The following is a 20,148-nucleotide window of genomic DNA, read 5'->3' as shown; positions in this document are numbered from 1 at the left end:
CGGCTGGCGCACGCACTGGCGATGCTGGCGGTGCTCGGCGCCAGCCTGTGGGGCGCGCTGTTCCTGAGCTATCTGCCGCATACCGGCGCGGTGGTGCGCTACGGCTCGGCGCTGCTGTGGGCCGCCTTGGGCGGCGCGGCGCTGTGGGGCCTGCGGCATCCGCGCGAGTACCGCGTGCTGCCGCTGCTGTTCGCGGTCGGCTGCGCCGGCATGGCGGTGGGCTGGTCGGCGCTGCAGCCGCAGCAGAACCGCGACTGGGCCGACGATGTCGCGCAACTGCTGCAGCCGCAGGTGGACGGGCACGTGGTGACCCTGCACAACGTGCGCAATTTCGCCTGGCGCAGCGACCACGACTACACCCCGCGCTGGGAGACGCGCCGCTACGACCTGGAACGCCTGGCCTCGGCGGACCTGGCGTTGTCGTACTGGATGGGGCCGGCGATCGCCCACACCCTGGTCTCGTTCGGCTTCGACGACGGCCGTCGCGTGGTGTTCTCGCTGGAGATCCGCAAGGAGCGCGGCGAGGCGTTCTCGGCGCTGGCCGGGTTCTTCCGCAATTTTGAGCAGGTGATGGTAGCCGCCGACGAACGCGACATCCTGGCGGTGCGCAGCAACGTGCGCGGCGAGGACGTGTACCTGTACCGGCTCAACCTCTCGCGTGCGCAACTGCGCCAGCTGTTCCTGGGCTACGTGGCGCGGGCGCAGCAACTGCAGCGCACGCCGCGGTTCTACAACACCGCCACCAGCAACTGCACCACCATCGTGTTCGAACTGGCGCGCAAGCTCGATCCGGCGCTGCCGCTCGATGTGCGCCTGCTGCTGTCCGGCTACCTGCCGTCCTACGTCTATGCGCAGCATGGCTTCATGCCCGGCTATAGCCTGGCCACGCTGCGCACGCGCGGCCGCATCGGCGAACGCGCGCGCGCGGCTGGCGTTGGCGACGACTTCTCCACGCGCATCCGCGCCGGCATTCCCGGCGACGATCCCGCCGTCGCGCCATGACCCGGTACTTACGTCTTGCGCGGTGCGCGGGCACCGCGCTGCTGGCTGCCGGGCTGCTGCTCGGCAGCGGTTGTGCGATGGTCAGCGTGCAGTCGCGCAGCGCTGCCGACTACATCGCCACCCAGCGCGGCGACGTGCTCAGCACCGGCAAACTCAGCGATGCCAGTCTGGAGACGTTGCGCGTGCTCGCGCTCGACCCCAAGACCTGCGAGGCCGACGTTGCGGCCTGCGCCACGCAGCTGCGCGCCCTGCAGGGGCTGGACCAGGAGCGGCGGCTGGCGACCCTGTCGGAGCTGTGGGTGCATGCGGCCAATGTGCGCACGCCGCGGCAGGCGAGGGCGCTGGACGATGCGACGCTGCAGGCCTGGCTGGAGGCGGCGCGCTACGCTTACGCCTACCTGTTCTACACCCAGCGCCCGGCCAGTGCGCGCGCCTTCGAGGACCGGCAGACCCAGGTGCGCGACTACTACAATTACGCGGTGCAGCAGGTGGTCGGCGAGCTGTTCCTGCGCTGGCGCGCCGGCAGCGCCAGCGGCGAGTTGCACGACGACGACACGCTGCGCACGGCCGGCTGGCAGGTGCGCGCGGACATGGGCAGCTTCCGCCTGCCGGGTGGCGTGGCACGGCCGGACGCGATGCTGCCGGCGTCGACGCTGCGCTTCGATGGCCTGCGCAGCACCTACCGCCGCGACGGCTTCGGCGCCGAACTGGTCGCGGAGATCGCGCCGGCCAAGGTCGGCGATCCGACCGCGGCGGCGGCCGCCAAGGCCGCGCCAAACCCGCACGCGCCCGCATTCAGCGAGATGCCGTATGCGCCGACCACGGTGCTGCTGCGCTTCGACGGCGACAGCCTGGCGCAGGTGCTGGATACCCGCAGCGTGGTGGTCGCGCCCTACGACCCGTACCGCGACGGCGAGGTCGAGGTGCACGGCCAGCGCCTGCCGCTGGCGGCCAACTTCACTGCCGCCTATGGCCTGTGGCTGGCCCGTGCCGGCTTCGCGCGGCAGTCGCTGCGCTCCATGCTCGGCCGCGAGGATGGCATCGACCAGCCGCATCTGTACCTGATGCAGCCGTACGATCCGGACCGACGCATCATCCTGATGCTGCACGGCCTGGCCAGCAGTCCGGAGGCCTGGGTCAACGTCGCCAACGAACTGATGGGCGACGAACAACTGCGCCGCCACTACCAGATCTGGCAGGTCTACTACCCGACCAACATGCCGATCGCCTGGAACCGCGCGCAGATCGAGACGCTGCTGCAGCAGACCCTGCGCCATTTCGATCCGCAGGGGCAGGCGCCGGCCTCGCAGCACATGGTCCTGATCGGCCACAGCATGGGCGGGGTGATCGGGCGCCTGTTGGTCAGCGACTCCGGCGACACGCTGTGGAACGACCTGATCGGCGCGCGCGGCGACCGGCGCCCGCTGGACCCGCAGGCGCTGGCGCAGTTGCAGCCGCTGCTGCGCTTCGCGCCGTTGCCGGAGGTGGACCGCGCCATCTTCATCGCCGCGCCGCAACGCGGCACCACCTTCGCCGAAGGGCGGCTCGGCCGCCTGGCCGGGCGCCTGGTGCGCCTGCCGGTGACGCTGCTCGATCGTCTGAACACCTTGCTGCAGGGGATCGACGGCCCCGACGGCGCGCCGGTGCGCGTGCCCAACAGCATCGACAACCTGCGCGACACCGATCCGTTCGTGCGCGCGGCGGCGGACCTGCCGATTTCGTCGGCGGTGCGCTACCACACCATCATCGCCCGCCGCGATCCGGCGGTGCCGCTGGTCGACTCCGACGATGGCTTGGTGCCATACCGCAGCGCGCATCTGCCGGGTGCGGTGTCCGAACTGGTGATCACCTCCGGCCACAGCGTGCAGGAGACCCCGCAGGCGATCCTGGAGATCCGCCGCATCCTGCATGCGCAATTGCAGGTGGACGCCGCCGCGACGCGCTGACGCTGCCCGCGACGTGGGCCGCGCGCTCGCGTCGTCGCACGCCGGAGTCGCAGCGTGGTCGCGCCGCGCCAATCCGCAGACGGGCGACGCAATCGCCTGCGCGCGCGGCGATGCGCGCCTGACCCGAGCGCCCGACGCGCCGCTTGCTCCTGAGTGCCACCCCTGCATCGCGGCGCACCCAGCGCCGCAGTTGTGCCGAATTGCGCAGGAAACGCGCCGAATCGCCAGGCTTTGGTTTCAGATGACATCGTTGTCATCAAATTGCAGCCGCGCCCGCCAACAATGCGCGCCGCCGCGAACACGATCGCGGCCTCTCTCCCCTCCATGCCCGGCCTGCGGCCCGTTCCGTTGGCCGCGCCTACGTTCGGATTTTTCATGTCGCACTCGATCCATCTTCAGAAACGCCTGTCACTGGCGATCGCCGCCGCGTTGCTCGGTGTCGCGCCGATGGCCTTGGCCCAGGCGCAGGATGCGCAGGAGACGCAGACCACCGCGTCCGACGCCAGCGCCAAGACCCTGGACAAGATCACCGTCGCCGTCACCCGCTACAACGCCGCGGACATGCAGATGGCCGCGACCAATACGGCCAACGTGCTGTCGGCCGAAGACCTGAAGTACACCGCCGTGCACAACATCGCCGAGGCACTGGGTCTGCTGCCGGGCGTCAACGTGGTCAACACCGGGCAGTCGTACTTCGGCGGCGTCGACGGCGCCGCGCGCGGCGAGGGCATGTTCGCCTCGGTGCGTGGCCTCAACGCCGAGTACAACGTCAACCTGATCAACGGCGTCAACGTCGCCCAGGGCCTGCCCTACAGCCGCAGCGTGCAGCTGAGCCTGCTGCCGCCGTCGGGCCTGCAGACCATCGTGTTGAACAAGACCTCCACCGCGGCGATGGACGGCGACGCGATCGGCGGCACCATCGATTACCGCACCCCCAGCGGCTTCGACTACAGCGAGGCGATGGGCGGCAGCGTCACCGCCAGCGGGCGCATGGAAAGCCGCGCGCGCGACTACGGCGACAACGGCCTGGGCAAGGGCGCGGCCGGCGAATTCCACGCCAAGTTCGGCGCCGACAACCAGTTCGGCATCTATACCAGTGCGTACTACGACGAGCGCCACTACGTGAACAGCGAAGTGGCCAACGCCGCCGCCTCGCGTGGCGACTGGGGCAAGAAGTACTTCTCGCGCACCACTGCCAGCGGCCAGCCGGCGCCCGGCTACGATCCGCAGGATCTGCTGATGGCCACCGGCGCCAACATCGGCTATTCCGCCGGCGACACCAAGCGCTACGGCGGCAACGTGTCCTTCGACTGGCACGTCGACCCGAGCCTGCAGCTGTACGCGCGCGCCACCTACGCCTACGCCAAGACCGAGCAGAACACCGGCTACACCCAGCTGGTGCCGGCCAACGTGAGCCTGGCGCAGATCGGCACCACCGGCGTGTACCAGCCGCAGATCAACCGCGTGGCGGTGCGCTACTGGTACGAGACCAACCCGGAAGTGGCGGACCTGGCCACCTTCCAGTTCGGCGCCGACAAGCAACTGGGCAACTGGACGCTGTCGCCGAACCTGTTCTACAGCTACGGCGACAACGATCGCCCGGACCACGTGGAAATCTCCGCGCGCGTGGACCAGTACGCCTCCACCCAGTTCCCGTACGGCGGTGCCAGCACCTTCTCCGGCTACGACGGCGACGGCTTCCCCAAGCCGCTGCTGACCCCGGCGCTGCAGGCCCAGGCCAGCGACATCGGCAGCCTGTATGCGCGTCGCTACGGCCAGCTGACCAAGTCCTACAGCGGCCAGACCAAGGGCGGCGCCAAGTTCGACGTGCGCTACGACTTCGACCAGGGCGCGCTGAGCAACCTCCAGTTCGGCGTGAAGTACGTCGACAGCTCCCGCGACTTCACCTCGCGCGACTGGACCAACAGCAAGTTCACCGACGGCACCCTGCTGCGCGACACCGGCCTGGTGGTCGGCCAGTACGACTCGGTGTACCCGGGCAAGTACGCATGGCCGACGGTCAAGCTCAGCAACGGCGGGCTGAAGGCGATGATCGCCCAGCACCTGACCGCGGCCAGCTTCGACACCTGCGGCAGCCTGGCGATCAACAACCAGAACTGCGCGACCATGCGTGGCGACGAGGCGGTGACCTCGGCGTATGCGATGGCCACCTTCCACACCGGCGACCTGGAAGTGATCCCGGGCGTGCGCTTCGAGCACACCAGCATCCGCAACACCTTCTGGACCATGCCCGAAGACGCCAACGGCAACGAACTGCCCGGTTTCTTCAGCAGCAACCACACCAGCTACGACGTGCCGCTGCCGAGCGTGTTCCTGAACTACCGCCCGGGCAACGGCAACACGGTGTACCGCGCCTCGGTGTGGACCAGCTACACCCGGCCGGCGCTGGTGCAGCTCGGCGGCGGCGCCAACTACGACGTCTCCAGCGACGGCACCACGGTCATCACCGAGGGCAATCCGGACCTGAAGCCGATCAAGTCGCTCAACGTCGACCTGTCCGGCGAGTGGGACAACGGCCACGGCGGCCACGCGATGCTGGCCGGCTACTACAAGCGCCTGACCGACTACATCTACGAGAGCGGCTCGGATCCGGCCAACGCCGGCACCAGCATCGGCGCCGGCAATGTGCGCTACGTGCGTCCGCAGAACGGCGGCGACGGCAAGGTGCTCGGCGTCGAGGCCGCGGTGCGGCAGACCCTGCAGGGCATGCCGGCACCGCTGGACGGCTTCGGCATCGGCGCCAACGTCACCCGCCAGACCACCCGCGTCGACCTGGGCATGGACGGCTTCCACGACGAGCGCATCCAGAACGCGCCGGACCTGATGGCCAACGCCGAGCTGTTCTACGAGAAGGGCCCCCTGTCGGTGAACCTGGCCTACCACTACTCCGGCGAGTACGTCTCGGTGTACGACTACTACAACCGCGGCGCCACCTGGGACGACCTGTGGGTCAAGCCGATCACGCGCGTGGACCTGCACGTGGGCTACACCTTCAACGAGCACCTGCGCGCCGACCTGTCGGTAGCCAACCTCACCAACCGCCTGAGCTACTGGGCGCACGTGGGCCACAACAGCACCGCGATCTCCGACATCGTCGATGCCGGCCGCACCGCGCTGCTGAACGTGAAGTACACGTTCTGAAGCGGGCGCCTGCGCACGCGGGACGTCGCCACCCGTCGCACGGCCCTGTGCCGCGCGGCGGGTGGGGCGTTGTCGGCCGCGCGCTGCTGCTCGTCTGGCTGGCGCTGATCGGCCTGCCGGGAGCGGCCAGCGCGGAAGCGGCACCGGTGACGGCGCCGATCGACGGCTTGCGCCTGGACCAGGTGCAACTGCTCGGCTCGCACAACAGCTATCGGCCGGTGCCGACCGCGCAGGTGCGCCAGCGCCTGCAGGCGCACGACGCCGCCGAATGGCCGGCACTGGCCTATGGCCATCCTTCGCTGCAGGCCCAGCTCGCGCTGGGGCTGCGGCAACTCGAACTCGACGTGGCCGCCGACCCGCACGGCGGCCTGTACGCCGCGCCGTATGCACGCGCGGATGCGGCGACCCGGGCCCGCATGCACGCGCCCGGCGCCAAGGTTCTGCACCAGCCGGGCCTGGACTACGCCAGCCATTGCCTGCGCTTCCGCGACTGCCTGGCGATCCTCGCCGCCTGGTCGCGCGCGCACCCACGGCATGCGCCGCTGGTGGTGCTGGTCAATGCGGTGGATTTCGATCCGGTGCCGGGCCTGTGGCCGCACCGTTCCGCCTTCGACGCCAACGACCTGGACGCGCTGGACCGCGACATCGTCGAGGTGGTCGGGCGCGCGCGCCTGATCGTGCCCGACGACGTGCGCGGCGACGCGCCGAGCCTGCGCGAGGCGGTGCTGGCGCATGTCTGGCCGCGGGTGGCGCAGGCGCGCGGCCGCCTGCTGTTCGTGCTCGACGGCAACCCGCGGCACGAGGCGCTGTATCGACAGGATCATCCATCGCTGCGCGGTCGCATGATGTTCGGCTGGTATGCGCCGGACCAGCCGGAAGCCGCGGTGCTGTCGATCGAGGATCCGCTGGCCGAGGCGCCGCGGATCCGCGCGCTGGTGACGCAGGGCTTCCTGGTGCGCACCCGCGCCGATACCGATGGCCGCGAGGCGCGCGCGCACGACCGCCGCCGCGCACGGGCGGCGCTGGAGGCCGGCGCGCAATGGATCAGCACCGATTACTACGCCGGCGCCCCGGATCCGCAGCGGCTGGGCTACTGGCTCGGTATCGCCACGGGTTTGCGCTGCGACCGGGTCACGGCCGCATGCGGCGCGAGCGCACCGTGAGACTTTCCATGTTGGGGACGATGATGAAAACAAGAACGCGTTGGATGCTGTGGGTCGTGCTGCTGGTGGCGGCATTGGGCGCGCAGGCGCGGCCGGCGCCGAAGCCCGCGCCCGCGCTGCAGGTCGAAAAGGTCTGGATGCTGTTCCGCCACGGCGTACGCGCACCCTTGCCGGGCGAGGCCGCGGCCGCCGCGCTGGCGTCGCAGCCCTGGCCGGTGTGGGACACGCCGCCGAGCCTGCTCACCGCGCACGGCCGCACCGCGGTGGAACGCAGCGGCGACTACACCCGGCAATGGCTGCTGCGCGATGGCGTGCTGCCGGCGCAGGGCTGCCCGGCCGATGGCACGGTCAGCATCTACGCCAACACCGACCAGCGCACCATCGTCAGTGCGGAGCTGCTCGCCGACACCCTCGCGCCCGGCTGCCATCTGCAGGCCGGCCACCAGGCCGAGGGCAGCGACGATCCGCTGTTCCGCCCGGTGGAAGCCGGCGCGGTGGAGTTCGATGCCGCCGCCGCGGTGGCATCGATCCAGCGCCAGACCGGCGGCCCGGGCGCGGTGCTGGCACCGTATGCGCGCGAACTGCGCACCATGCAGGAGATCCTCGGCTGCACGGAGCGCTGCGACTTCGTGCACATGCCCTCGTCGCTGACCCCGGGCGCGAACGGGCGCAGCCTGGCCTTGCACGGGCCGCTGGACCTGACCTCGGGCACGGCCGAGGTGTTCATCCTGCAGTACGCGGAAGGCATGCCGCTGGACCAGGTCGGCTGGGGCCGCGCGACGCCGGCGCGCATCGCCGCGGTGTCGCGACTGCACGCCTTGCTGTTCGAGATCTACGCGCGGCCGCAGTACATGGCCGCGCGCGCGGGCGCGCCGCTGGCGCACCGCCTGCTGGACACGCTGGGCGCGGACGACGCGCCGCGGCTGAGCGTGCTGGTTGCCAGCGACACCCACATCGCCGCGCTCAGCGGCCTGCTCGACCTGCATTTTCATCTGCCCGGCTTCGGCCGCGACGACGCGCCCCCCGGCGGCGCGCTGGTGGTGGAGCAGGTGCGCGACCCGCGCAGCGGCCAGCGCTACGTGCGTGTGCGCTACCAGGCGCAGTCGCTGGACCAGTTGCGCGCGCTGACCCCGCTGAGCCTGCGCCATCCGCCGCTGCTGCAGACCCTGCAGATTCCGGGTTGCAGCGATGCCGCGACCGGGCTGTGTCCGCTGCCGAAGTTCCAGGCGCTACTGCAGGCCGCGCTGCAGCGCCGCGGCTGAGGCGATCCCACCGTGACCATCGCTGCTGCCTGGCGGACCAGGGCGAAGCACACATGCCGTGCCGCCTGTACGGCCGCCCTTGAGCGCACGCCGACGATGCGGTAGCGCGCGTGTCTGCCTGCGGGAGTCGACTGTCATGCAGCCGCGGCAAGCGCCGCCGACAGCCGACTGACACCCTCCGTCGTCGGGACTGAAGTCCCTCCCACAAGGAGGCCCAGTCCATCCTGCGGAACGGCTTCCGTTGCGACGCGCGTTCCAAGCAACGCCTGTCGCGGCCGAAGCCGCTCCTGCGCGGAAGCGTTCCTGCGGCATGGCACACCCCTGCCTGCATGGCCGTTGCCAGTGTCCGCCACTGGCCAGTTCCCACCACCCCAAACGCAGAACGGGCCGCAATGCGGCCCGTTCTTTCTTGCAAGCGCGGTCAGGCCGGCTTACTTCAGCTTGGCATCCGCGCGCAGCGCCTCGGCGCGGTCGGTCTTCTCCCACGAGAACGCGGTGGCCTGGTGCTGGGCGCCGGTGCCGTCGGTGTAGGTGAAGGCCTTCGGGGTGCGGCCGAAATGGCCGTACGAGGCGGTCTGCTGGTACATCGGGTGGATCAGGTCGAGCATCTGGATGATGCCGAACGGACGCAGGTCGAAGTGCTTGCGGATCAGCTTCTCGATCTTGTCGTCGGCGATCTTGCCGGTGCCGAAGGTGGTGACCGAGATCGAGGTCGGCTCGGCTACGCCGATGGCGTAGGAGACCTGCACTTCGCAGCGGTCGGCCAGGCCGGCGGCGACCACGTTCTTGGCGACGTAGCGCGCGGCGTAGGCGGCCGAACGGTCGACCTTGGACGGATCCTTGCCGGAGAACGCGCCGCCGCCGTGGCGCGCCCAGCCGCCGTAGGTGTCGACGATGATCTTGCGCCCGGTCAGGCCACAGTCGCCCACCGGCCCGCCGATCACGAACTTGCCGGTCGGGTTGATGTGGAACTTGGTGCCCTTGTGCAGCCACTTGGCCGGCAGCACCGGCTTGAGGATTTCCTCGCGCACGGCCTCGACCAGGTGCTTCTGCTTGATGTCCGGATCGTGCTGGGTGGACAGCACCACTGCGTCGATCGCGGTCGCCACGCCGTCTTCGTAGCGCAGGGTGACCTGGCTCTTGGCGTCCGGGCGCAGCCACGCCAGCGGCGAGTTCTTCTTCTTGCGCACCTTGGCCTGCTGTTCGACCAGGCGGTGCGACAGGTGGATGGCGGCCGGCATGAAGCTGTCGGTCTCGCGGGTGGCGTAGCCGAACATCAGGCCCTGGTCGCCAGCGCCCTGTTCTTCCGGCTTCTTGCGGTCCACGCCCTGGTTGATGTCCGGCGACTGCTTGCCGATCAGGTTGAGCACGCCGCAGGTCTCGCCGTCGAAGCCGACGTCGGAGCTGTTGTAGCCGATGTCCAGGATCACCTTGCGGGTCAGCGCTTCCAGATCGATCCAGGCGCTGGTAGTGATTTCGCCGGCGACGATCGCCACGCCGGTCTTGACCAGCGTTTCGCAGGCCACGCGCGCGCGCTTGTCCTGGGTCAGGATCGCGTCGAGCACCGCATCGGAGATCTGATCGGCGATCTTGTCCGGGTGGCCTTCGGAGACCGACTCGGAGGTGAAGAGATAGCTGGACATCGCGGCTATATCCTTGTATTCGGATGAAAAGATGGAGGCGAATGATACACGGGCGCCGGGCGGCGTGCATGCTGCCCGGGGCGGACGTTGCCCAAGGTTAACCGGTTGGCGCGCCATGGTGCGCCCGTCACCTTGCCGTAGTCAGATTGCAAGATCGGTGTCGCCGCCGCGGCCGAAGCTGTGCGCAGTCAGCAAGGGGGCTTGCCGTGCTCGCACTCGAACGCCGTCTTCAGGACCGCTACCCGCACTGGTTTGCCGGACGCCGCTCGCGGCTGGTCCGGCCATTGCTGCGCGGCCTGCAGAAATGGTCGGGACTGGACGCGCTGGACGCGTTCCTGGAGGCCAACCGCGACCTGCGCGGTTTCGCCCTGGTCCAGGCCGGACTGGATTTCCTGCAGGCCCGCTACGTGGTCGCACCGACCGCCGCCGAGTGCATCCCGGCGCGCGGGCGCCTGCTGATCGTCGCCAATCATCCTTCCGGGGCGCTGGATGCGCTGGCGCTGCTGGACTGCGTGGGCCAGGTGCGGCGCGACGTGAAGATCGTCGCCAACGATTTCCTGTGGGCGCTGGAAGGCCTGCGCGACCTGCTGCTGCCGGTGCGCATCCTCGGCGGCGCACCGTCGCCGGCCAGCGTGCGGGCGATCGAGCAGGCGCTGGCGCAGGAGCAATGCGTGATCGTGTTCCCGGCCGGCGAGGTCTCGCGGCTGGGCTGGGGCGGCGTCGCCGACGGGCGCTGGCGTCGCGGCTTCCTGCGCTTCGCTCTGCGCACCGCCGCGCCGGTGCTGCCGGTGCGCATCCACGCACGCAATTCGGCGCTGTTCTACGGCGCCTCGGCGCTGTTCAAGCCGGCCGGCACCGCGCTGCTGGCGCGGGAGATGTTCGCCCGCCGCGAGCGCCGCATCGCGCTGAGCCTGGGCCGCGCCCGCGCGCTGCCGCAGGACCTGCCCGAAGCCGAATTGATGCGGCGCCTGCGCAGCGAGCTGTATGCGCTCGGCCGCAGCGGCGGGCAGACCGCGCCGAACGAAGAAGCGTTGGTCGCCGCCGAGGACCCGGCGCAACTGGCCACGGAAGTGGCCGGCCTGCGCAGCCTCGGCCATACCCTGGACGGCAAGCAGATCCGCGTTGGCCGGCTGCGCGCCGGCTCGGCGCTGCTGCGCGAGATCGGCCGCCTGCGCGAGCTGACCTTCCGCGCGGTGGGCGAGGGCACCGGCCGGCGCCTGGACCTGGACGACTACGACACCTGGTACGAACACATCGTGCTGTGGGATGGCGCCGCCACCCGCGTGGTCGGCGCCTACCGGGTTGCCCGCGGTGCACCGGTGCTGGCAGAACGCGGCCTGGCCGGCTTCTACACCGCCGAACTGTTCCGCTACGGCGAGGGCATGCTGCCTCGCATCGCCGCGGGCATGGAACTGGGCCGCAGCTTCGTGGTGCCGGATTACTGGGGCAGCCGCAGCATCGACTACCTGTGGCAGGGCATCGGCGCCTATCTGCAGGACCATCCGCAGGTGCGCTACCTGTTCGGTGCGGTGTCGATCAGCGCCGCGTTGCCGTACGCGGCGCGCGAGCAGATCGTGGCCTACTACGCGCGCTACTACGGCGACGCCAGCGGCGAAGCCGCCTCGGCGCGGCCGTTCCCGTATCCGGAAGCGCCGCCGGCGTTCGACGAACTGGATGCCGACACCGCCTTCAAGGTGCTCAAGGGCAACCTCGACGCGCTGGGCGCGGCGGTGCCGATGCTCTACAAGCAGTACACCGATCTGTGCGAACCCGGCGGTGCGCGCTTCCTCGCCTTCGGCGTGGATCCGGCGTTCAACGACGCCGTCGACGGCCTGATCGAGCTGGATCTGCAGCGCATCCGCAGCAAGAAGCGCGCGCGCTACCTCGAACGTCCCCGCAACGAAGCAGAGGTGGTGGCATGAGTCCGCTCAACAGCCTGGCGCCGCGCCGCGCGGTGTTCGTCTCCGATGTGCACCTGGGCGCGCCGCATTGCCACGCACGCGAGCTGGCCGATTTCCTCGGCGGCCTGCGCTGCGACCAGCTGTACCTGGTCGGCGACATCGTCGACTTCTGGTGGATGGCGCAGCGCCGCGCGGTGTGGAGCGCGGCGCACCAGCGCGTGGTCGATGCGCTGCACGCGCTGGCCCGCGGCGGCACCGAACTGATCTACGTCCCCGGCAACCACGACCGGCCGATCCGCCGTTTCTGCGGGCTGGCGCTGCCGGCGATGCAGGTGCGCCGGCGCGCGGTGCACGCCACCGCCGACGGGCGCCGCCTGCTGGTGGTGCACGGCGACGACTACGACAGCGTGACCCAGTTCGGCGGCCTGCAGGAGAAGTTCGGCGACTGGCTGTACTACCGCATCCTCACCGGCAACCAGTTGACCAACCGCGTGCGCCGCCGCCTGGGCATGCGCTACTGGTCGCTGGCGGACTACCTGAAGCGGCAGAGCAGCGCCGCCGAGCGCTACATCGAGCGCTTCGTCGCCGCCGGCCTGGACGACGCGCGCCGCCGCGGCCTGGACGGGGTGATCTGCGGCCACGTGCACCGCGCCGGACTGTTCGAGCGCGACGGTCTGGTCTACGCCAACGACGGCGACTGGGTGGAAAACCTCACCGCGCTCGCCGAAGAGGCCGACGGCACGCTGCGCCTGCTCTCGCACCGCGGCGACGTGCTGCGCGAACTGCCGCCGCGCCTGCGGCTGGTGCAGGAGAACGTCTGGCCGCGCGCGGCCTGAATCAGCCGATCGTGCCAGGCGGCGCTGCACAGCCTGGCGCGTGACTGGCAGGTCGTGCGTTCAACTGCTGCCGCGTCTGCGCCCCGCAGTTGCCCTTGTCGCGAATCGCCCTGGGCGTGGCACCGCCGTCCCTGCAGTGGACGGAAGCGTAGAACGCGGCGTGACCGCTATTCCACGATGACCCATGTGTGGTGTGCATCACCACCGCGCGTGCTTGCCCGGCTTCCGTGGCATCGGGTCTACTGCGATGCGTCGGCGCGACATGCCCGGGCAGGAACCCACGTTCGCGCCCGGGCCTCACGCTGATCCATGTCGCTGCGGCGCGCGTGCGCCGCATCCCGATCCGTTCTGGAGTTGTGGAGACAGTGAAACCAGGGAAGGCGTTGTGCGGCCGGTCGCGCAGATCCATGGGGACATGGTTCGGCTTGGCCTGGTCCGCCGTTTCTGGCGATTCCGTCCAGGCGAACGTCACCGCGCCTGGCACGCGGCCGCGGACATGCCTGCGATGGGCGTGCCTGGGCGTCCTGCTCGCGGCGAGCGCGGCCGCGATTGCGCAGAACACGATCTATGGCTGCGCGGAGCCCGCCGCGCCGCGTCCGCTTCCCGATCCGCTGCTGTGCGTGCAGCAGGCGGGCGTGTCGACGCCGCACTCGGCGGGCGATGCGCGGGTCGAGGCATTGTTCGCACGTGCCAAGCAGCAACTCGACGGCGGCCGCTTCGACGCCGCCGAGCAGGCGCTGGATTGCGCGCAGGCCAACCTCGGCGATGCCGGCGGCGCGCGCTTGCGCTACGAGCTCACTCGCCGCCGCGGCATTCTCGATTTCCGCCGCGAACGCCTGCCGCAGGCGCTGGCGCGCTTCGAGTGTGCGGCCACGCTGTCCCGCTCGCTGCACGACCGCATGGGCGAGGCGCGCGATCTGAACAACGTCGGTGCGGCGCTGCGCCGGCTCGGGGATTTCCGCGGCGCCCTGCGCAACCTGACGCTGAGCCTGGACATCCAGCGCGCGCGCGGCGCGGTCTCTGCGTCCGTGCTGACCAATATCGCCGACGTGTATCGCGAACTGCGCGAGTCCGACACTGCGATGCGTTACTACCGCGATGCGCTTGCCGCCAACCGCGCGCAGGGCGACGCCATCGAGGCCGCGCACGTGCAGGAAACCATGGCCGAGCTGGCGCTCGACAGCGGCGACACTCCGCAGGCGCTGGCCTGGCTGCAGGAGGCGCTTGCCGTGTACCGGGCGCAGGGCCGCCGCGTGTACGAACTGCGTGTGCACGATGGCCTGATCCGCGCGGCATTGGCGCTCGGCGACGTCGCGCAGGCGCAGCGCTGGAGTTCCAGTGCGCTGGCGCTCGCCGAGGCATGGGCGCTGCCGCTGCCGTCCGCGCTGCAGTTGCAGCTGGCGCGGACGGCCCGCCTCGAAGGCAACGCCGCTGCCGCCGCGGCCCGCTTGCGCGCGGCGCTGGCGGCGGCCGCCGGCGGCGATCCGGTGCGGGTGCCGTTGCTGGAGGAGTTGGCGCGGCTGCAGGAAAGCGGTGGCGATACGGCGGCGGCCATCGCCACCCTGCGGCGCGCGAACGCGGAGGCCGCGGCGCTGGTCCGTGCGCAGCACGATCGCCAACTGGACTGGCTGCGGATCCGCTTCGACACCGCCGAAAAGCAGCGCACCATCGACGCCCTGCAAAGCGAGAACCGCCTGCGCCAGGTCCAGCTGCGCCAACGCACGTTGCTGCTGTGGCTGGCATTGGTGTCCGGCGTCGCCGCCGCGCTCGGCCTGTGGCTGTGGCTGCAGCGTCGCCGCCAGCGCGAACGTTTGCTGCAAGCCGCACGGCAGGTCCGCCACGAGGAGCAACTGGCCCGCTATCGGCGAGAGGCGGACGCGCTGGCCGAGGATCGCAGCCTGCTGCAGACCCTGCTCGACAGCCGCGAGGACGCGCTGTGCCTGCTCGATGCCGAAGGCCAGGTCCTGGCCACCAATCGTGCCGGCCGCCTGCTGCTCGGCGGTGCGGACGACGCCGAACCGGTCGGGCAGCCGGTGTTCGCCTGCGTTGCCGAGGGCGACCGCCCGGCGTTGCAGGCGGCGCTGGAGCGGATGGAGGACAGCGCGGCGCAACGCCTGGAGATCGTCGCACGGCATGGCACGCCACTCGCCGTGACCTTCACGCCCTGGCGCGGCGGCGATGGGCTGGTCGTCCTCGGCCTGCAGGAACGCGACCGTGGCGCGGTGGCGGACACCGCGCAGGCCGAGCACACGCCAGCGGAGGCCGCCGCGCCTGCGTTGCGCGATGCCTTCCGGCGCGCGCTGGTCGACCTGATGCTGGCGGTCATCGACACCTGGGAGCGCGCCACCGCGACCGGTCGCCTGGAGTTGGCCGAGCGCAGCCGGATCTGGCGCGTGAACATCGACGACGGCCGCCTGCGAGCGCGGGCGATGGAGCGCTACCTGGCGGTCTCCAAATTGCCTAGCAACCCGCGCTGGCGGGACGTGCTGCGCTCGGCCTATTTCGTGCTCGCGCACTGCGGAGAGCTGTCGGCGGAGGCGCGCGCCGCCTTGCAGTCGAGGATCGACACGGTGCTGGCCTACACCCGCCGGGACGCGCTCGGCTGAGCAAGCCCGGCACTTCTCCTGCCGGCGATCGTCGGCTGCGCTAACCGGCGAGCGCGCCTGCATGGTGCGTCAGCGCCCGCGCTTGGCCGGGCAGACCACGCAGGCGCCCTTCAAGCCTTGCTCCATGCGGTAGGCGCTGTGGTGGTCGCGTGCCAGGAAGGTCGTCGGGCCGAGCACGATGGGCTTGGCCGAGCGCGATGGCGCCACCACCTCGCAATAGGCGGCAATGGTGTTCAGCGTATTGGTGTACGGCTCGTGGCTATCGACTACGCCGCACTTGTCCATCGTCTGCCGCAATTGCTCGCCGTCGAAATCGAATTTCACCACCACGTCCGGTTCCTGGCTCTCCTCCAGACACCAGTCCGGCGGCAGGGTGTCGTGGCCGTGGGCGATCAGGGGCAGGGCAAGCAGCACCGCGACGAGGGCGGCATGGAAGAGGGAACGGTGGGTGGGCATCGGAACCTCGCAACGCGCAGAGAAGAGACTGCAGCCTACGAATGGCGGCGGCGCGGATGCCAGCGCATCCGCGGGTATAGACCGGGAACAAATCCGCCTAAGGCCTTGATTTTTCGGCAGTGGCATCCGTGCCGCAGGCGCGAGGCGCGCCACCGTGCAGTCGCTCCGCCTGGCACGGCGTCGCCAATCCGACCCGGTTCGTTCCGTGGGCGGCCCGGCTTCGCCCTCGTGCCACGCCGACGCGCTGCCTAGCCTGGAATCGCCGGATCGCAGCGTGTGCCGATGCGGCGGTGGCCATCCCCCGGGGGCGATCCACGCACCCCAGCCATCTCCAATCCCTTCCATATAGCGAGAGAACGCTCATGAAGAAGAAGTTCCTTGTCGCAACCGCTCTGCTGGTGGGCAGTGTCGTCGGCGCCCCTGCGCTGGCGGCCGAAAACCCGGTCGACCAGGCTGGCATCCAGCACAACATGTACTTGGGCTGCCTGATGGACCTGAATGCCACGGCCGAAGACGCGCTGACCCTGCTGGTCAAGAAGTGCGGCTACGCCCCCGGCGTGCCGCTGGAACGCTTCGTCGCCACGCAGCAGCCCATCGTCGATGGCGTCGATCCGACCCGGCCGATGACCGAGAACCTGGCCGGGCTGCGCCAGCAGCTCAGCGCCTACGAATACTCGTTCATCGAGAGGATGGACCAGATCGTGCAGAACGCCGAGGACTTCGACGCGGCGGCGTTGCAGTTCGAGGAACTGGAGCGGGAAGGCATTGCGCGGCTCGACCCCAAGTCGAAGAATGGCGCGCTTGTCCTGGGCGCGCTTAGCGTGGCCAGGCACTCCACGCAGTACTGGTCCAAGTATGCCGCCGAGCATGGGGAGTCCACCGCTGGCGGAGCTACCTCGAAGAAGGGCTTCTGGAAGTGGTTTGCCACCATCGGCTCGGACGTGGTCGGCTATGCGCTCTCAAGCAACATCGGCGTGGCGGCAACCGTCTCCAATGTTGTCCACGGATGGTTCAAGTGAGCGGCTGATTCAAACAGCGCATGAAGAAGGGCAGGGCGTCCCAGCGGGCGCCTTGCCTGTTCTATTTGGCATGTAGTGGAGCGTGTTCGCCCATCCGCTCGTCAAGGCGCAGCACGCCCGCCACGGCTACCGCTGTGCCTCGATCGCCGCATCGCTGCTAGCATCGGCCGATGGATTCCCTCACCCAGATCGTCCTCGGCGGCGCCATTGCCGCCGCCATCGCCCCGGCCGCACATCGGCGCGCGGCACTGCTTGCCGGCGCCGCGCTCGGCACCCTACCGGATCTCGATGCGCTGATACTGCTGCCGCTAACCCGCGATCCGGTCACGCTGATGACGGTGCATCGCAGCGTCAGCCATTCGCTGTTCGTGCTGCCGTTGCTCGGCTGGCTGATCTGGTGGCTGTTCCGGCGCTTCGGCCATGGACGCGTGGCCGAAGCACCACACCGCTGGTTCTGGGCGATCCAGCTGGCGCTGATCACCCACCCGCTGCTGGATGCGTTCACCGTCTACGGCACGCAGCTGTGGTGGCCGCTGCGGCCATCGCCGACGATGTGGTCGAGCGTGTTCATCATCGATCCCGCCTACACGCTGTGGCTGCTGCTGGCCTGCGCCATCGCCTGGTTCGCCCGCGCGCGGCGCGTGGCGCAGCAGGCGTTGCTGGTCGGACTGCTGTTGAGCAGTGTCTACCTGGGCTGGTCGCTGCTGGCCAAGCAGCTGGTCGACCGCGAGGCCGACCGCGCGCTGGCGGCGATGGGCCTGGCGCAGGCGCCGCGCTTCTCGGTGCCGATGCCGTTCAACACGCTGCTGTGGCGGGTGGTGGCGATGACCCCGAGCGGCTACGTGATCGGCGAGCGCTCGCTGGTCGCCGATCGCGGGCCGATGCGCTTCCAGGGCTATCCCTCCAACACCCAGGCGCTGGCGCAGGTGCGCGACCTGCCGGCGGTCCAGCGCCTGACGTGGTTCAACCGCGGCTTCATGCGCGCGCAGGCCAAGGACGGCGAACTGGTGCTCAGCGACCTGCGCATGGGCCTGGAGCCGGACTACAACTTCAACTTCGCGGTGGCGCGACAGCAGGGCGACGGCTGGGCGGCGATGCCGCCGCGGCAGCTGCAGGCCGCGTACCGGGCGCCGGTGGCACGTGGGCAGATTGGTGCAGCGCTGGCGCGGATGTGGCAACGGATCTGGACCGAACCGGCATCGCCCGCGCCGGTGAGCGCGCAGGTGCCTACCGCGGCGCCGTAAACGCCGCTCAATACACCGTCGCGTGCGCCTGCACGAACGAATAGAAGAACACCGCATCCGGGTCGCTCTGCACCTGGGCCATTTCCCGGCGCATGCCGGCCACGGTCTCCTCATCCACCGCGCCGGCCTGCAGCAGCCGTTCGGCCGCCGACAGCAACAGTTCCTCCCAGAACCCGATCATGGTCTTGCGCCGCGCCGGCTCGCGGTTGTCCAGGTGCAGCGTCTTGATCTCGGTGCTGACGTCGCGATAGCCGCCGGCCAGCAACAGGTTGCCGAGCTTGGCACCGACGAACGGGTCGCCGCCGTGGTCGTACTGGAAGTCGTTGAACGCCATCCAGTAGCGCCACACGTTCGGCGAGTACGGATGCAGCAGGAACGAGGCGTTCATCACCTCGGTCACGTACACCGGCGACCCCGGTGCCAGCACCCGCCGCACTTCGCTGAGCACCCGCGCCGGCGACGGCACGTGCTCCAGCACCCAGCACAGGAACGCCGCATCGAAGCTGCGCGGCTGGAACGGCAGGTCGCCGGCGTCGGCCTGCTGCAGCGTGTAGCGGTCCTGGCACCAGGGCATGCGCTGCAGGTTGTCGCGCGCGGCCTGCAGTTGCGCCTCGCTCAGGTCGATGCCGGTGACGTGCAGCTCCGGGAAGCGCCGCAGCAAGACTTCGGTCTGGGCGCCGACGCCGCTGCCCACTTCCAGCAGGCGCCGCGCGCCGGTGTAGTCGATCTGGTTGAACAGGGTGGCTTCGAGCAGCCGCGCCTGTTTCAACAGGCGTGCCTGTTCGGTGTCGGAATAGCCGTGCAGATAGGTCGGGGTTTCGGGAGACGTGCCCATGGCGATGCTCCAGGGAGAAGAAGACGTCAGGCGGCGGCGGACAAGGCCGGCGGCACCCCGGCGATCAGCGCATCGAAGTACTCGGCAGTTAGCGCCAGTTGCGCCTGCGCGCTCTCGGCGCGGTTGACCACGGCGCGGAACGCGGCGTTCTTGGGTTGATCCTTGGCATACCAGCCCAGGTGCTTGCGCGCGATGCGCACGCCCTGCGCCTCGCCGTAGAACGCGTGCAGCGCCTGCAGGTGGCCGAGCAGGGTGTCGCGGACGAACGTCAGCGACGGCGCCGGCCGCAGTTCGCCGGTGACCAGGTAGTGCGCGATCTCGCCGAAGATCCACGGCCGGCCCTGCGCCGCACGCCCGACCATCACCGCATCGGCGCCGGTCGCGGCCAGCACCTGCGCCGCCTTCTGCGGCGAATCGATGTCGCCGTTGGCGATCACCGGAATGCGCAGCATCGCCTTGATCTGGGCGATGGTCGCGTACTCGGCCTGGCCGCTGTAATGCTGGTCGCGGGTGCGCCCGTGCACTGCCAGCGCGGCGATGCCGCAGTCCTCGGCGATGCGCGCGATGACCGGGCCGTTGCGGTGGTCGCAGTCCCAGCCGGTGCGGATCTTCAGCGTCACCGGCACTGGCGAGGCCTTCACCACTGCACTGAGGATGCGCGCCACCAGCGCCTCGTCGCGCATCAGCGCCGAGCCGGCCCAGGCGTTGCACACCTTCTTCGCCGGGCAACCCATGTTGATGTCGATCAGTTGCGCGCCGTGGTCGGCGTTGTAGCGCGCGGCCTCGGCCAGTTGCTGCGGTTCGGTACCGGCAATCTGCACGCTGACCGGGTCCGGCTCGCCGGCGTGGTCCATGCGCTGCAGCGACTTGCGGGTCTGCCAGAAGCGCGGATCGGAGATGGTCATTTCCGACACGGCCAGGCCCGCGCCCAGCCGCTTGCACAGCAGCCGGAACGGCTTGTCGGTGACCCCGGCCATCGGTGCCAGGATCACCCTCGGTTCGATCGTGTAGGGGCCGATACGCATGCGCGTAGTGTAGCGGGGCGCATGCGCTGGCGGGCCGGGCGGCCCGCG

At 70.1% G+C, this 20,148-nt stretch carries 14 protein-coding genes; 10 read left to right on the top strand and 4 right to left on the bottom strand.

The window, feature by feature from the left end; all coding sequences use genetic code 11:
- The first annotated feature begins 21 nt into the window (after nt 1–21).
- From CEK68_RS01495 to CEK68_RS01475, 5 genes are all read left to right on the top strand, one after another.
- Nucleotides 22–1,002 carry a DUF4105 domain-containing protein gene (locus CEK68_RS01495; RefSeq protein ID WP_226977728.1) on the top strand — a complete coding sequence of 327 codons (981 nt, stop codon included), beginning with the start codon at nt 22–24 and terminating at the stop codon, nt 1,000–1,002.
- The gene (locus CEK68_RS01490; protein ID WP_152238315.1) at nt 999–2,948 is read left to right on the top strand and encodes an alpha/beta fold hydrolase; all 1,950 of its coding nucleotides are present in this window, start codon (nt 999–1,001) and stop codon (nt 2,946–2,948) included. Before CEK68_RS01495 ends, CEK68_RS01490 begins: the two co-directional genes overlap by 4 nt.
- Before the next feature lie 447 nt (nt 2,949–3,395).
- Entirely contained in the window at nt 3,396–6,110 is a 2,715-nt protein-coding gene (locus CEK68_RS01485) for a TonB-dependent receptor (protein ID WP_152238341.1), read from the top strand.
- A 47-nt stretch (nt 6,111–6,157) separates the two neighbouring features.
- On the top strand, nt 6,158–7,273 hold the full coding sequence (locus CEK68_RS01480) for a Ca2+-dependent phosphoinositide-specific phospholipase C (protein ID WP_152238314.1): 1,116 nt from the start codon (nt 6,158–6,160) through the stop codon (nt 7,271–7,273).
- A gap of 44 nt (nt 7,274–7,317) precedes the next feature.
- Nucleotides 7,318–8,535 (top strand): histidine-type phosphatase, encoded by a 1,218-nt coding sequence (locus CEK68_RS01475; RefSeq protein ID WP_152238313.1) that lies wholly within the window; start codon nt 7,318–7,320, stop codon nt 8,533–8,535.
- A gap of 431 nt (nt 8,536–8,966) precedes the next feature.
- Here the strand turns inward: CEK68_RS01475 and metK are convergent, their stop codons facing one another.
- The gene (metK, locus tag CEK68_RS01470; protein ID WP_010342184.1) at nt 8,967–10,178 is read right to left on the bottom strand and encodes a methionine adenosyltransferase; all 1,212 of its coding nucleotides are present in this window, start codon (nt 10,176–10,178) and stop codon (nt 8,967–8,969) included.
- 206 nt (nt 10,179–10,384) lie between these two features.
- Here metK and CEK68_RS01465 point away from each other — a divergent pair, with 206 nt between their 5' ends.
- The 3 genes from CEK68_RS01465 to CEK68_RS01455 all read left to right on the top strand — a co-directional run bounded on the left by CEK68_RS01465 (nt 10,385) and on the right by CEK68_RS01455 (nt 15,521).
- Nucleotides 10,385–12,100 (top strand): GNAT family N-acyltransferase, encoded by a 1,716-nt coding sequence (locus CEK68_RS01465; RefSeq protein ID WP_193314073.1) that lies wholly within the window; start codon nt 10,385–10,387, stop codon nt 12,098–12,100.
- Nucleotides 12,097–12,915, top strand: a complete 819-nt coding sequence (locus CEK68_RS01460) for a UDP-2,3-diacylglucosamine diphosphatase (RefSeq protein ID WP_017915584.1) — start codon at nt 12,097–12,099, stop codon at nt 12,913–12,915. The genes CEK68_RS01465 and CEK68_RS01460 overlap by 4 nt, the downstream gene beginning before the upstream one ends.
- A gap of 635 nt (nt 12,916–13,550) precedes the next feature.
- Nucleotides 13,551–15,521 carry a tetratricopeptide repeat protein gene (locus CEK68_RS01455; RefSeq protein ID WP_193314072.1) on the top strand — a complete coding sequence of 657 codons (1,971 nt, stop codon included), beginning with the start codon at nt 13,551–13,553 and terminating at the stop codon, nt 15,519–15,521.
- Nucleotides 15,522–15,590: 69 nt separating this feature from the next.
- On the opposite strand, the gene CEK68_RS01450 is transcribed toward CEK68_RS01455, so the two are convergent.
- Nucleotides 15,591–15,977: a hypothetical protein gene (locus tag CEK68_RS01450; protein WP_152238311.1), complete on the bottom strand. Its 387-nt coding sequence runs from the start codon at nt 15,975–15,977 to the stop codon at nt 15,591–15,593.
- A 362-nt stretch (nt 15,978–16,339) separates the two neighbouring features.
- On the opposite strand from CEK68_RS01450, the gene CEK68_RS01445 reads away from it, so the two are divergent.
- Both CEK68_RS01445 and CEK68_RS01440 read left to right on the top strand, forming a co-directional pair.
- Nucleotides 16,340–16,996 carry a hypothetical protein gene (locus CEK68_RS01445; protein ID WP_017907553.1) on the top strand — a complete coding sequence of 219 codons (657 nt, stop codon included), beginning with the start codon at nt 16,340–16,342 and terminating at the stop codon, nt 16,994–16,996.
- Between the two features lie 170 nt (nt 16,997–17,166).
- Nucleotides 17,167–18,240, top strand: a complete 1,074-nt coding sequence (locus tag CEK68_RS01440) for a metal-dependent hydrolase (RefSeq protein WP_152238310.1) — start codon at nt 17,167–17,169, stop codon at nt 18,238–18,240.
- A gap of 7 nt (nt 18,241–18,247) precedes the next feature.
- Here the strand turns inward: CEK68_RS01440 and CEK68_RS01435 are convergent, their stop codons facing one another.
- Together CEK68_RS01435 and dusB are read right to left on the bottom strand one after the other, a co-directional pair.
- Nucleotides 18,248–19,075 (bottom strand): class I SAM-dependent methyltransferase, encoded by an 828-nt coding sequence (locus CEK68_RS01435; RefSeq protein ID WP_152180365.1) that lies wholly within the window; start codon nt 19,073–19,075, stop codon nt 18,248–18,250.
- Between the two features lie 26 nt (nt 19,076–19,101).
- Nucleotides 19,102–20,100: a tRNA dihydrouridine synthase DusB gene (gene dusB / locus CEK68_RS01430; RefSeq protein ID WP_152238309.1), complete on the bottom strand. Its 999-nt coding sequence runs from the start codon at nt 20,098–20,100 to the stop codon at nt 19,102–19,104.
- Nucleotides 20,101–20,148: the final 48 nt, after the last annotated feature.

This window comes from Xanthomonas sp. LMG 12461 (assembly GCF_009192935.1).
Taxonomy (GTDB): Bacteria; Pseudomonadota; Gammaproteobacteria; order Xanthomonadales; family Xanthomonadaceae; genus Xanthomonas_A; species Xanthomonas_A sontii.
Note: the sequence above shows the minus strand (reverse complement) of the source record. Positions and strands in the feature narration are given on the sequence as shown.

What these genes read in the sequence shown, in the direction of transcription:
- CEK68_RS01490 (WP_152238315.1), top strand. Translation starts at nt 999, where the DNA reads ATGACCCGGTACTTACGTCTTGCGCGGTGCGCGGGCACCGCGCTGCTG.
- CEK68_RS01450 (WP_152238311.1), bottom strand. Translation starts at nt 15,977, where the DNA reads ATGCCCACCCACCGTTCCCTCTTCCATGCCGCCCTCGTCGCGGTGCTG.
- CEK68_RS01435 (WP_152180365.1), bottom strand. Translation starts at nt 19,075, where the DNA reads ATGGGCACGTCTCCCGAAACCCCGACCTATCTGCACGGCTATTCCGAC.
- dusB (WP_152238309.1), bottom strand. Translation starts at nt 20,100, where the DNA reads ATGCGTATCGGCCCCTACACGATCGAACCGAGGGTGATCCTGGCACCG.
- CEK68_RS01485 (WP_152238341.1), top strand. Translation starts at nt 3,396, where the DNA reads ATGGCCTTGGCCCAGGCGCAGGATGCGCAGGAGACGCAGACCACCGCG.
- CEK68_RS01495 (WP_226977728.1), top strand. Translation starts at nt 22, where the DNA reads ATGCTGGCGGTGCTCGGCGCCAGCCTGTGGGGCGCGCTGTTCCTGAGC.
- metK (WP_010342184.1), bottom strand. Translation starts at nt 10,178, where the DNA reads ATGTCCAGCTATCTCTTCACCTCCGAGTCGGTCTCCGAAGGCCACCCG.
- CEK68_RS01440 (WP_152238310.1), top strand. Translation starts at nt 17,167, where the DNA reads ATGGATTCCCTCACCCAGATCGTCCTCGGCGGCGCCATTGCCGCCGCC.
- CEK68_RS01445 (WP_017907553.1), top strand. Translation starts at nt 16,340, where the DNA reads ATGAAGAAGAAGTTCCTTGTCGCAACCGCTCTGCTGGTGGGCAGTGTC.
- CEK68_RS01475 (WP_152238313.1), top strand. Translation starts at nt 7,318, where the DNA reads ATGCTGTGGGTCGTGCTGCTGGTGGCGGCATTGGGCGCGCAGGCGCGG.
- CEK68_RS01460 (WP_017915584.1), top strand. Translation starts at nt 12,097, where the DNA reads ATGAGTCCGCTCAACAGCCTGGCGCCGCGCCGCGCGGTGTTCGTCTCC.